11 protein-coding genes are annotated in these 12,261 nt (G+C 52.3%); 6 read left to right on the forward strand and 5 right to left on the reverse strand.

Annotated elements, in window-relative coordinates:
* Positions 1 to 586 (forward strand): hypothetical protein (locus NN5_RS22045; protein WP_217998740.1); only part of this gene is annotated, 586 nt, incomplete at its 5' end.
* Between the two features lie 790 nt (positions 587 to 1,376).
* Here the strand turns inward: NN5_RS22045 and NN5_RS26065 are convergent.
* The gene (locus NN5_RS26065) at positions 1,377 to 2,249 is read right to left on the reverse strand and encodes a hypothetical protein (RefSeq protein WP_157081266.1); all 873 of its coding nucleotides are present in this window, start codon (positions 2,247 to 2,249) and stop codon (positions 1,377 to 1,379) included.
* Positions 2,250 to 2,388: 139 nt separating this feature from the next.
* Between NN5_RS26065 and NN5_RS22050 the strand changes: the two genes are divergently transcribed.
* The gene (locus tag NN5_RS22050) at positions 2,389 to 2,958 is read left to right on the forward strand and encodes a tyrosine-type recombinase/integrase (protein ID WP_067738321.1); all 570 of its coding nucleotides are present in this window, start codon (positions 2,389 to 2,391) and stop codon (positions 2,956 to 2,958) included.
* An 11-nt stretch (positions 2,959 to 2,969) separates the two neighbouring features.
* On the opposite strand, the gene NN5_RS25430 is transcribed toward NN5_RS22050, so the two are convergent.
* Together NN5_RS25430 and NN5_RS26070 are read right to left on the reverse strand one after the other, a co-directional pair.
* Positions 2,970 to 3,701, reverse strand: coding sequence for a TauD/TfdA family dioxygenase (locus NN5_RS25430; RefSeq protein ID WP_084385104.1), 732 nt, complete (start codon positions 3,699 to 3,701; stop codon positions 2,970 to 2,972).
* 25 nt (positions 3,702 to 3,726) lie between these two features.
* Complete coding sequence (locus NN5_RS26070; RefSeq protein WP_157081267.1) at positions 3,727 to 4,470, reverse strand: hypothetical protein; 744 nt, start codon at positions 4,468 to 4,470, stop codon at positions 3,727 to 3,729.
* A gap of 1,221 nt (positions 4,471 to 5,691) precedes the next feature.
* On the opposite strand from NN5_RS26070, the gene NN5_RS22060 reads away from it, so the two are divergent.
* Entirely contained in the window at positions 5,692 to 6,177 is a 486-nt protein-coding gene (locus NN5_RS22060; protein ID WP_157081268.1) for a hypothetical protein, read from the forward strand.
* A 12-nt stretch (positions 6,178 to 6,189) separates the two neighbouring features.
* Here NN5_RS22060 and NN5_RS22065 read toward each other — a convergent pair whose 3' ends face one another.
* The gene (locus NN5_RS22065; protein WP_067738329.1) at positions 6,190 to 6,639 is read right to left on the reverse strand and encodes a DNA N-6-adenine-methyltransferase; all 450 of its coding nucleotides are present in this window, start codon (positions 6,637 to 6,639) and stop codon (positions 6,190 to 6,192) included.
* A 187-nt stretch (positions 6,640 to 6,826) separates the two neighbouring features.
* Between NN5_RS22065 and NN5_RS22070 the strand changes: the two genes are divergently transcribed.
* Positions 6,827 to 7,492 carry a UPF0149 family protein gene (locus NN5_RS22070; RefSeq protein ID WP_067738331.1) on the forward strand — a complete coding sequence of 222 codons (666 nt, stop codon included), beginning with the start codon at positions 6,827 to 6,829 and terminating at the stop codon, positions 7,490 to 7,492.
* 15 nt (positions 7,493 to 7,507) lie between these two features.
* On the opposite strand, the gene NN5_RS22075 is transcribed toward NN5_RS22070, so the two are convergent.
* Complete coding sequence (locus tag NN5_RS22075; protein WP_067738334.1) at positions 7,508 to 8,455, reverse strand: replication-relaxation family protein; 948 nt, start codon at positions 8,453 to 8,455, stop codon at positions 7,508 to 7,510.
* 351 nt (positions 8,456 to 8,806) lie between these two features.
* Here NN5_RS22075 and NN5_RS22080 point away from each other — a divergent pair, with 351 nt between their 5' ends.
* Together NN5_RS22080 and NN5_RS22085 are read left to right on the forward strand one after the other, a co-directional pair.
* Complete coding sequence (locus tag NN5_RS22080; RefSeq protein WP_067738337.1) at positions 8,807 to 10,639, forward strand: hypothetical protein; 1,833 nt, start codon at positions 8,807 to 8,809, stop codon at positions 10,637 to 10,639.
* On the forward strand, positions 10,623 to 12,261 hold a 1,639-nt coding region (locus NN5_RS22085), incomplete at its 3' end, for a hypothetical protein (protein WP_217998741.1). The genes NN5_RS22080 and NN5_RS22085, both read left to right, overlap by 17 nt.

A 12,261-nucleotide genomic window follows, 5' to 3' on the forward strand; every position in this document is an offset into this window, starting at 1 on the left:
CCGGAACCAAAGCAAAGCGTGCACTGCTCCGGGACATTATCGCGCGAGCAAAGGTAACGCCCGATGCGACATGAAGGGCATGCATCCGCCAATCATGGCCCTTCATGCAACCTCGCGGGGGTTTGGCTTTGTGGTAATGTCTGGGCCGTTCTCACTGGTAGATTGGGGGACGCGGCATGTGGTCAAGGACAAGAACGCCGTTTGCCTCGCCCGACTAACAAAGCTACTCGACCACTATGATCCCCACACCTTGGTGCTGGAAGACCCTTCTACGCTTCCGCGCCGGTCAGCGCGCATCAACCGGCTGTACAAAGCCATTGCCGACCTATGCTACAGCCGATCCATCGATCTTGCCGTCTTTTCGCGTGACGATATGCGCCACTGCTACACCTCGGTCGGTGCCAATAGTTGGCAGGACATTGCCGAAGCGGTGGGGCGCCAGCTTGAGCCACTTCGCCGCCGCGTGCCGTCCCGCCGCAGGGCATGGCAGGGCGAAATGCGCCGAATGTCGGTCTTTGTCGCAGCTGCGTTTGCCATGACCTATTGGCAGCTGGCGGACACTTCGCACGGCCTTTCTGCGGCATAGATGCCTAACCAAGGGTGGTAGGACGAACAGATACAGAAATTGGTGGCCCTAGGGCCGCCTTTCTATTTATTGTCCTTGTCCCATAGGTGTTGGCAAGCCGAAGCGTGGTACATGCCCACATTCTCTGCAACTGCGATTGCCTGTTGGTAATTGGAGGCCCCGCGTCGATGAGTGGCGAGGAAGTGAACGAAATAGCCGCTAGGTAGCGCCCAGTTGGTATGCATAGATTTCCGCAATTAAAACATACGCATTTCCGCCACCGATGCGGCATTAAAGTGGCTAATAATTAGTTAATATACCTGTGGTAGACAGCATAACGATCACAAGTTTGATTTTGCATCAAACACGCAACAGTCGCCGTAATAATATATTGCATTGCACAATGTTCGTATACGGAGGTATACGTATCTCGCGAAGTCGTTCGACGACTCTGTGCCGCAATATAACACTTTTCATTCATCAACTTCCACGTCTGGAAGAGGGAACGACTATGCTCAAAGCAATACGCCGTGTGCTCTTGTGCACGTTCAACAGTCACAATCCAATTCGGTCAGCCGTACGCTGGGATGGCTTCCACTATGTAGGCAAATGCAATTCATGCGGCCATGACATTCGTCGACTACATCATAGAAAGTGGAGGCGTGACTGGTGGAAATTGGGCGAACATGCCCTGCCCGGCAAGGATGAAAGATTTCAAAACCAGATAAAACATTAGGGAGTGATCGAAATATTACGACATAATTCTATTATCAGGCGGAACACCCATATGGAGCGTCAAGTTATTATCCGCTCAGAGTTTCGAGGCAAAATAGCTGGCAAATAGCCCCTGAAACGACGTGACGACAAATCTGCTTGAGAGCGAGTCTCCTACTGCACGGCAGTTATTAGGTTCATTCTTGAACGCGATGCAGTCAAACTGACCAGCTGTATATTTTATCTTGACCCAGCTCCTACGCCCATCTTCATACGAAAAGTTGGCAAAAATGACATAGCTGCTGGTTCTATAATCTCTAGAGATTACTTGGGCGCCCCAAACACTGCCAGGACGGTAATCGTCAAACCACCAAGACTTGGCGTCTTCTCTCAGATGAGCTTCCACGACGGCCTGAATGGTCTCATCGACTTGAGTGTCGAATTCACGTGTGGGGCCATAGAGCACGGCCGCTTCAATCGGCTCTCCTGGGGGCAACTGCGCCAATAGGGCTTCTTTACGAGCAGCCCTTAAACCCGCATCTGCCGTTTCAGCACGCGCTATTGCGGCTGCGCGCCGCGCTTGAGCAGCAGCAGCTTCATATTGCAGGCGATCCAGTTCACGCCTGCGCTGATCTTCGATTTGGCGGTCGCGTTCGGCAATTTCATGGAGCCGGTGGGATTCCTCCATGACCCATGCTTGTTTGGAGAGCTGAGCTTCCCGTTTCGCAGGAAATGCCGCATCCCACAATTCCTGGGCCCTTTCGCCCATAGGCCTGCCGGAGCATAACTCACGCCCTGAGAAGCGTTTTACATCAAGGGATGTGCGCCCCTCGCGAATGTCAGCATCGACCTGAGCCTCGAACTCAGCGTCAGATACGCAAGACGTGTCTCGCGCATGTACGCTTGATGACATGGCCAAAAGAGAAGCAATACCAATTGCTTTCAGGGCACGGGCAATCAATGCATTCATTCAAGATGATTCCATTCTTATTGGAAATTCACATCTTTAGAAATATCACGTGCTACTATGACTTAACAGAATGGGGTATATTGTTTCGTTAACTTCTACGAGTCAATGGCCTCTGCACAACATTTAACCCACAAGGCCTATGCTCTACGATTCTACTGGACATCGAAAATATCTGACCAAAGACGAACGCCAACGCTTCATCGAAGCGGCAAAGCGACAACCCCCACCAATCGATACCTTTTGCCTCACCCTCGCCTTCACTGGTGCTCGCATTTCTGAAGTGCTGGCACTACGCGCCAGCAATATCGATGTGGCTGCCGGCATCATTGTCATTGAGAGCCTCAAGAAGCGGCGTAAGGGAGTGTTTCGGCAAGTTCCCGTGCCCGATTTTCTACTTCACCGTCTCGTTGCCATCCACTGCTTGGGGCAAGTCGACCCGCAGATTGTTTTGTGGAAGTGGAGCCGAACCACCGCGTGGAAGCGCATTAAAGCAACAATGGACTTGGCAGGCTGCCCAACAGCCTGCGCAGCCCCTAAGGCACTTCGTCACGCTTTTGGCGTCGTTGGTATCGCGGAAGCTAATGTGCCGCTTAACATGATGCAGAAATGGCTTGGCCATTCCCGCATCGAGACCACTGCCATTTATGCGAACGCCATTGGCAAAGAGGAGCGGACTATTGCGAGCAGAATGTGGTCAAACATTACGTAATATGGAAAAAATCAAAAGCTATCGAATTTAACATCATACCAAACTCTACGAAGATTTCGCCTCCTATCGGAGGACGTAGCCAATCTGGCGTGTAAAAACTGCCAATTATCCCAAACCATCCAATCACCGTCTTTCCAATATTGTAAAATCTTTTCTTGCTCGGATAATGTACTATTTATGGCATCTGAGATATGAGACAATTCTATATCCAACTTTTTTGACGAACCCCTCTTATAAGCGAGAATTCCGCTCTGTTCACCAAAGCGCAAAATCGGTATGTCTAAATACGGATGCAACTGCACCAGTGGTGCGTTAATTAATTTCCCGTGCCGATCAATATAGGTCCAGTCGAGCAATTCTAAATCTTCCACTTCTAGGCTCAATCGCTTACATAGAGAATTCACAGCGACATGAGCGTCGATGAACGCAGTTGGCGTATCCCCTCTTCCGGAATCAATACAGTAAAGAGAGCAAACAAGCGGCGGCTTAGGTAAATATGCTCCATCGTAGTGATACCCAAAATGCGCCGAACTGGCAGAATGATCACTTGAGGCCTCGTCAGCATCCTTGACTGATGACCAAATCCCGTCACTACTTTTAATAATCGTCCAGTTTTTTGGGCGATTTCTTTCGATACTTACATAATTTTCAAATCCCACTTCACGAACCAGCAAAATCCCTCCTTCGAAGCCGAAGATCTTTCCTGAGATAGCGGCCTCCGAAGTTGTGATGTCATGCGTCATAGCGTCGTTTAATACAATTATATCATTATGATGCACATAGTTGATGAAAAGAATCTATTATCTTTCTTCCGTAATCGAGAGATTTTATTGTAATTCTCTGCTCAGAACGACCATCAGATGTGGGGCAAATCATATGCAGCGTCTTAAAACTTTGATTAGATATAATTGTCATCTTCAGACCATTCAAATGAGGCATTTCTTTTAAATTTTTAAGGAAAACATTTACTATTTTTTCTTCAAAATTTGATAATTGTAGCGCAACGGAATTACGATTCTTGTATGTTATTACAGAAACATGTGCTGAATCTGAACTCATCTTATCTACGAGGGCTTGTAAGGCGGCCTGTCCTTCTTCACCATCCCCTTTGAACCAGCTATAATCACCCGATATCATGCAAATATCATCGGCATGTTGGAACTGTTTCGTAAGCTCTGTCGCATTAATTCTACGATTTCTCTGCTTACTACTACTTCTGTTAACCACGATAGGCTCATCATGGCGCGACACCGCCTCTAGCCCCATCTTGATCGCGGGATGGACTAATATTAACAGGCTACATGCTAAAAGAAGCGGCTGAGCAACGGAAGCCGCTGCTAAAAACTGACTCGAAGGTACCTGATGAAAGCAAAACCTAAAGAGAGTGGAAATATATCCCGCCAAAGGGGTTGGTGAGGAATATTGCCCTATCGATATGTTTATAGATATCAATGTTATAGCGATACAGCCAATAACAACTGTCAGAGATATCGCTATTGCGATTATCATCATCCAAATTCGACATATACGAGATATTAGGTCATCTACAAAAATAGTACTGACGTCTATTTTCTCAGCGACCCACCTTATGGTGAATTTTAAGAGTCTATTTATAAACTCCATAATCATCCCCTATAATCATTCCTACTTACGAGTACATTTTCTTGAAAGGAATAGAATTTTCGCATCTCTACGCCACTCTTTGGAAGACCGAGAGACATGTACACCATTGCGGAAATATGTTTGGTTTGAAATTGTTAACCCCTTAGCAAAACCAAAGCGCCTTCTAATAGAATTCGGTGAGCAATTTTTGGGCGAAGGGCTTTCTCCGACAAATTGAACCACGTCTTTCCAAGATCTAATGGCATCTATTCGTCCGACTTCGCAGATTCCTTTAAGATGAAATATTGACATAATAAGAAGTCGTGAATTTATATCAGGGTATAACTGCTCTATATCTCGCCTCACGATACAGCAGGTGTGAAAACATCTTATCGAGAATACTCGTCGCAATTCGCCGCGAATTTTATCTCTTTGACTATACGCTTCTGGCTTTATAATATAAACAGCAGAAATAAGCATAGGTACACTCTAAATATCGTTGATGGCCTGCATAAATAGAGTTCGCTTCTTTAGGTGCTCATGCGTTGCACCCATTGAGTTGATTGGCACGTTAGGCCATTGTTTACCTGCAATCAAATGGCAAGTGCTTGACATCCCCATGGTAAAATAGTCATCGTATGGAGTTGTTGAAGCCGCATTCAAACCTGGGCTCCCGACGTTCTTACCCTCCTAATTTGGGGGTCTGACGCCAGTGACTCGTCCTCTAAACGAAATACCCCATATTGTTCACGCCCAACGGTGCGGCGTGCGCGACGAGTGGGGGTGCGCATGAGGTTTTCCGCGATTGTTCTGCTCTGTAGCGGGTTTCTGACAACGGGTTGCGCGGCCGCACTTATGGCGCCGACTCTGTTGGGCGCTGGGAGCAGCTACGGCATCATGAAGGCCACGAGCACGAGTGCGGTGCGGCAAACCTCAATGGCCACCGCCCCATACAACACGGCCGAGGCCATAAAGGGCAATGTCGATCAGCGAGACGTCAAAGTCACGAATTTCGTCCACCACAAACATGTGGCGAGTTGGATGGCAGACACACCACGTGGGCGCTTTTCCTGCCGGAAAGGCGACAATGACATGGTCGCCAACTGCACGCCAGCAAAGCAGGACTAGCTCATGCGCCGCGTTTTCTCAGCCGCTCTTGCGAGCGTCCTCGTGGCATCCTGTACTGCCAAACCGGGGATACCGGGTGGCGATGGCGCGGACGATCCAGCGGCAAGCGCTTCCAACGTGCCGCTGTCGCTATCAGAGGCTGAACGAGAGGACCTAGCAGGCAATATCCTGGCCACGTACTTCATGAATCGAGGATGGAACTCGTACGGAGGAAACCAATTTCTCGGGCATCATTCGTGCACCGAAAAGTTCGCATTCGATAAGCCGATAATCGGGGACGTGATGCTGAGCGGCGCCATGGGCAAGGTGAGCTTCATCTTGCCCGTGACGGCTACTGCCGATGATTCCGACAACTACGCCACGTCCTGCGCCCTGAAAAATGACAGTGGAGCTTGGTTCAAGGGCAAGCATGTGCAGTTTCAGCAGCACTTTGCCATAGAGAAGTGGGATACGGGCTGGAAGCTCTCGCCCGTGAACCCGGTGCCGTAACTGGCGGAGTGGTTAGGCGGCGCTGCTTCCAGAGCGGTTTGGCCGAAAGATCGCTAGGAGCGACGGGAATGGCGCTGACTGTTTGCCATCGCCGAATTTGAGCCGTCCGCGCACGAAGCGTAGTTCCGCCTTGCCGTATATCCAGTCATGGAAATACCGGGTGTCTGTCCGCGACGGTATCAGGAGCACGACCGTGGCCCCCGCCTGTGCCGCTTGGTGGCATTTCTTCACCCACGCGCTGATGGCGCGCCCATAGGGCGGATTGCAGAACACGGTCTCGCGGCCCCAGTCTTGAACCAGGCCGTCTTCGGCTTTGGTGAAGTGGCGTGGGCACTTGGCGTTTTGCCTCGTTGCGCACGGATCGAGGGTAAAGCGAAACTCCCGGTTGAGGTCCGCGAAGAAGGCGAAGGGAGTCGGCCACTCGTCGGTGGCGCTGGAGTACAAGGCGTTGTGAATGGTCATGGGAACGATCCTCTGCTTGTGAGGATCGTCCTCTTATGCACATCACAACTGCTTGTAACCGTGCGGTATTTTACGAAATTTGCAGGTCTGGTTCGCCATCTTCTGCCATGCGCCGGCGAAATTTTTTTGCGTATGTCAAAACCCATGACGTCATGACGCCGGGCACGCCCTGCGCTACGGTCACGGCATGGCTTCGCTGTATTCCTATCTCGACGAACTCGACCAGCTGCTGCTCAATCAACCTGATGATTGCATGTTGCTCTCGCAGCTCGACGGCTTTTTGGCGGGCGTCATCGTCAGCCCCGATCTGATTCTTCCGGGGCAGTGGCTTAAAGTCGTATGGGGTGGGGGAGATGGCGATGGGGCGCCAGATTTTGCCGATACCGCATCGTTTCAGCACGCGCTCGATCTCATCATGCACCACTACCACACCACATTGGCCTCCCTTGATCGCCCCGGTGCATTTGAGCCGGTGTTCGAGGAGGATACGCAAACCGGCGAAACCCTGTGGGAGCTGTGGGTAGAGGGATTTTGCCAGGCGATGGACCTCGCGCCGGATGGGTGGGAACGTATCGCCGTCGGTGGCGATCCTGGTGCCACGGCGGCGCTTGCCGGGTTCATGGCACTCAAGGCCCTTGATGACGGTCGGTCGGGAATAAGTCGCGACGAGGAGGATCAGTGGGACCGGGAAGCGCCCGATCTGATTCCGATGTGGGTTGAGATGCTGCATGAATGGCGCCGGGAGAACGATCCCAACCGCCACAGCCCGGTCAGCCGCGCAAAAGTGGGGAGGAACGATCCCTGCCCCTGCGGCTCCGGCAAGAAGTACAAGAAATGCTGTGGGCTCAACTGACCAGAAGAACCACCCTCACACGGCGGATAGGTTCCGTGAGCCGCTGGGGGTAGTCCAGGACTCAGACAAGAGATGGGTCAGCGGCGCGCTGGGTACGCTCCAGTCAGTACCGAAGGTTGTGTCCGTCGTTACCGCGAAATGATTGTGCATCGTCTGGGGAACACGGGTCTGAAGGTGTTCAATCAGTTTGCGGGCATGGGTGGCATTGGTGGTGATGGTCAGCACATGCAGGTTAGGCAGGCCCCACCACGCGCGATACCGCTGCTCGCGGAGAGCTGCGACATATCCCTCCACCTTACGCGCAAACGAGCTCTGGGATAGATTTCGGCGCTCGATGCTCTCGGTGTTGCGGTCAATCTCAACGGCAAAGAACCGGAACCCAGCACCAGGATATTCAAGGCCGAAGACCAGATCGGGGACGACAGCGTCTTTTCCATGACCGTTGACCGGCAGGGCAAAGGGATTGGCAGCAAGCCGCGCAGCACCGCATCGCGGATGGTCAAGAATTTCCTGGAAGGGGATATACCGCAGGCCAATCGCAGGAGCCGTCAATTCCAGTGAGGCACCCACGCACGCGCTCATCAGCCGATGGACGAATGGATCACAACGGGCCTGCGAATAGCTGGTCAGTGTGCCGCGTTCGGCAAGGACCATCTTTGCGCGGCGGCTGAGGTCATAGACGACATGCTGATATCGGGCGCGATAACTGGCAAACTGCTGGGGCGGGCGGGTGAGAAAGGGACCACTGGCATCGCCGTTGTAGAACTCAGTCAGGCGGTTCTGCAGGTGGGTGCGATCACGGCGCAGGTGTTTGGTGAAGGTGTAGAGATAGTTAGAGGGGAGCGGGCCATGCCGGTCGATTGCCTCAAATAGCTGGTAGTCCGCGTCGGTGAGCACCAGACGGCGAACCCGGGGCGCAGGCGGCGCAGATCGAATGCGGCGGGTGGGGACGATGGCGGCCATGCCGCCTGATTACGTTCATCAGATGGGGCTGTAACCGTTCGGTATGGTTTGGTTTGGGCAGCTATGGCCGCACATCTGCTGCAACGGTCAGGCAAGATTTTTATTCTGCTGAGAATAGCAGTTCGCAGTCATTGCCCTGCCACCAACTGACGTCCAATGGACCGTGCGGCAGCGTGAGGCGCCGAAGTTGAAGCATTTCTGACTAGATCCAAAAGACGAACGGAATACAAGTCCTTCAGTTGGGTTCCAAAGGGAGTATTTTGCAACGAAAATATCTACCGTATCGTGCTCATGTCTTTAATGGTTCCAGGTCGACGCCATATTCCAAGAAAATGCTAGAGTGGTGGGGATATGTTTGAAATCACAGGTGATGACATCAAGGCGCTAGATGACAAGCAACTGCGGACGTTGATTGCCCGACTAACGATTGCGGAGTTAAAAAAAAGCGGACAGCCAATTTCTGGCGTGACCGCCGGGGGCGATCAAAATGCCCCCGATGGCGGAATCGATGTAAGGGCAGAAACCGAACAGAACAATTTTGATGGTGACTTTCTCAAGCGCCTCCCTTTAGGATTTCAAGCCAAAGCATCCGATATGCCGAGAAGCGCCATACTGGAGGAAATGGCACCAAAGGGTAAGCTTCGCCCAGTGATCGTTGAACTGGCCGAGGCCGGCGGGGCCTATGTGATTGTTAGTTCGCACGGCACAGTCGCCGATACGGGCCTAAAAGCCCGGCGCAAGGCAATGCGTGACGCGCTGGGTGATCTGGCAACCAAAGATCAGTTGCTGATCGATTTCTATGACCGCGAACGAATGGCCACGTGGGTCGAGCAATATCCGGGCGTGGCATCTTGGGTGCGAGACAAGGCTGGGCGAGGAATGGCTGGCTGGGAGCCCATCGGCCGGTGGTTTGAGGCTAAGGTTTCTGGGCCAAACCAGTTCCTGCTTGATGACGAAGCGACACTGGTTGACGCCCGTGCAAAATCGCAGGTTCCGCATTCGATACTGGACGGCATTGCGATCATCCGCGATGAGTTGCGCAGGCCCGGATCCAGCTCACGTTTGATCGGAGTGTCGGGCGTTGGGAAAACCCGTTTTGTCCAAGCACTATTTGAGGAGGAGATCGGCAAGGGCGCGCTAGATCCAGCTCTAGCAATTTATACTGACTACAACGAAACGCCGACGCCAAGTGCAAAACAGTTAGCGCAGTCACTAGTGGAAGCTGGTGAGCGCGCGATCTTGGTTGTCGACAATTGCGAACCGCAGCTGCACTCAGACCTCGCCGTTATTTGCACCAAGGCTGGCTCGCAAGTCAGCTTATTGACCGTCGAGTATGATGTGCGGGGAGACGAACCAGAACGCACGGAAGTGTTTCGGCTGAGCGCTAGTTCAGAAAAAACCATCGCCCAATGGCTCAAACTTAACTTCGACCATATTTCAGAAGTGGATCGCAACCGTATTGCCGAGTTTTGCGGAGGGAACTTTCGCATTGCCAGGGTTTTGGCTGAAACGGTCAAGCGAGGTGATTCACTTGGCCAACTGACCGATAGTCAGCTTTTCGAGCGCATCTTTCGTCAACGCAATGACCCGGATCACGGTTTGCTGCGGTCGGCTGAAATCTTGGCGCTGGTCTATTCATACAATGGCGAAGAAACCGATGCAGATAGTGAATTGGCCATCCTTGCCACGAGTGGCAACTCCGATGTTGAGACCTTGTATGAGGCATCGGTCCAACTGGAACAAAGGGAGGTAGCCCAGAGACGCGGAGTTTGGAGGGCGGTTCTGCCTCAAGCCATTGCCAACCGACTGGCAAAAAGTGCTATCGAACGGCTCTCGAATGCTCGTATAGATCAGTTCATTGCCAAGCTCACACCCCGATTGGCAACGTCATTTACGCGTCGCATCGGTTATCTTCACAACAGCGACCGTGCGCGTGAAATCACCGCACGATTTTTGCAGTCTGATGGTCCATTCGGGGATCTACTGTCATTCTCCGATCACAGCCTGCAATTGTTGCAAAATCTGGCACCTGTCGCGCCTGATTTGGTGCTGACGAGAATCGCCGAAGCAGTAAATGCCCCAGGTGGCGATGCCATCCTCAACCCGGTCTTTGGCGAACGATGGCAGTTGTTGAGCTTGCTCCGCTCAATTGATAGCGCGGTTTGTGTTGGCGGAAGCTCCTGACGAAAACCATAACAGCGCACGTGACGCATTTGAAGGACTGTTTCATCTCCACCTGTCTGGCACCCATGCGTCTCCAGAGCAAAGACGGGCGCTGGCATATGAACTCTGTCGGAATCCTGAAACTCGGCGGGCGGGAGTCTTGGCCCTTCGTGCGCTCCTTCATGGCGGACACTTTTCATCCACGACAAATTTCGATTTTGGTGCCCGGTCTCGCGATTTCGGATGGAGCCCAGAAACCTATGGCGACCAATGGAACTGGTACGCCGACGCCGTGAGATTGGCGCACGAGTTGTGTTCAGATGATTTAATTCGGGCAGAGATTGGGCCGGTAGTCGCCGACGCTAGTAGCAACCTGCTCACGAACGAACCTAGCCGAGAGCAATATGATACTTTCATCGACATGATGCTCGATCACGGCCCGTGGATTGATGGGTGGCGAAATATCCGGCATATGCAGAGATACTGGGTAGAGGGCTGGCCACCGGAATTGCGGGAGTATGTTACCGAACTGGAACTCAGGCTCCGTCCCACCGATAGAGCAAGCGAAATTCAGGCGTGGGTGTTGTCCGGTCATCGCGCGGCCGATCTGGTAGACACGACTGACGATAGTGAATCACCAACTGATCGCTACCAGCGAGCACAGGACAAAGCGCGTGAATTAGGTGTGGCATCAGCTGATGACGGCGAGGCTCTATATCCGCTCCTGCCAGACCTGCTATCGATAGAGCAGGGATATGAAGTGGCCTTGTTCGGTCGTGGGTTGGCTCAAGCATCCTCTAGCCGGGAGCAGCTTTGGCAAACCATGGTGTCTGAATTCGAGCAGATCGATCGAACCAAACGCAACGCAACCTTACTCGGAGGTTTCATCGCCGAAGCCAAAGATCATGATCGTGCTCTGGTTGAACGAATTTTGGATCAGAGCCTCGTCAATGAATTGCTTCAGCCCCACCTCTTCTTTTTTCAGATGCAGGCGGGCTTCGACGAAGCCGGGTTGGGTCGGATTTGGACCGCCATTGAACAAAAGGTGCTAGAGTCTTGGCGTTTTGGTAGCCTTGCATCTGGCGCGGTGCGAGAATTTCCCGAAGCTGAACTTCCCAAGTTACTTAAGCTAATTGCTTCGCTTGAGGATGGCGAAGTTGTCGCCATCCAGATTTTTCACATGGCTGTCTATTGTGCTAAGACCGATGGCGAAACAGTTTCTAACGAATTGATTCAAGCCGGTCGCGACATTTTATCCGCTTGCGACCTGTCTGATCGCAACGCGATGAATGACCACGCCGCCCAAGAAGCAATCGGCTACTGTTATGCGGAGGGTCAGGCGGATGATCAACTGCATGCTCTGGCGGAGCATATCAAAGCTCAGTTCGCGTCAGAACCCTATCGAGCTTGGCAATATCAAAGCGCGATGACCGCCATATTCAAAGCCAATCCTGCTATCGCGCTTGATGTATTTGTTGTGGCTGGGGAGGCGGACAGGAAGCAGATTTACGGCTTTGATACTTCAGTTCGAGGTTCGCCGATTGAAGTGGTGCCCTCAGACAAACTTTGGAACTGGGCAGACAATGACGCGGAAACGCGCTATCCACTCCTCGGTTGCATCTTGCAGCCATTTCCGGAAAAGG

It is taken from the genome of Novosphingobium naphthalenivorans NBRC 102051 (genome assembly GCF_001590985.1).
In the GTDB taxonomy this organism is placed as follows: Bacteria; Pseudomonadota; Alphaproteobacteria; order Sphingomonadales; family Sphingomonadaceae; genus Novosphingobium; species Novosphingobium naphthalenivorans.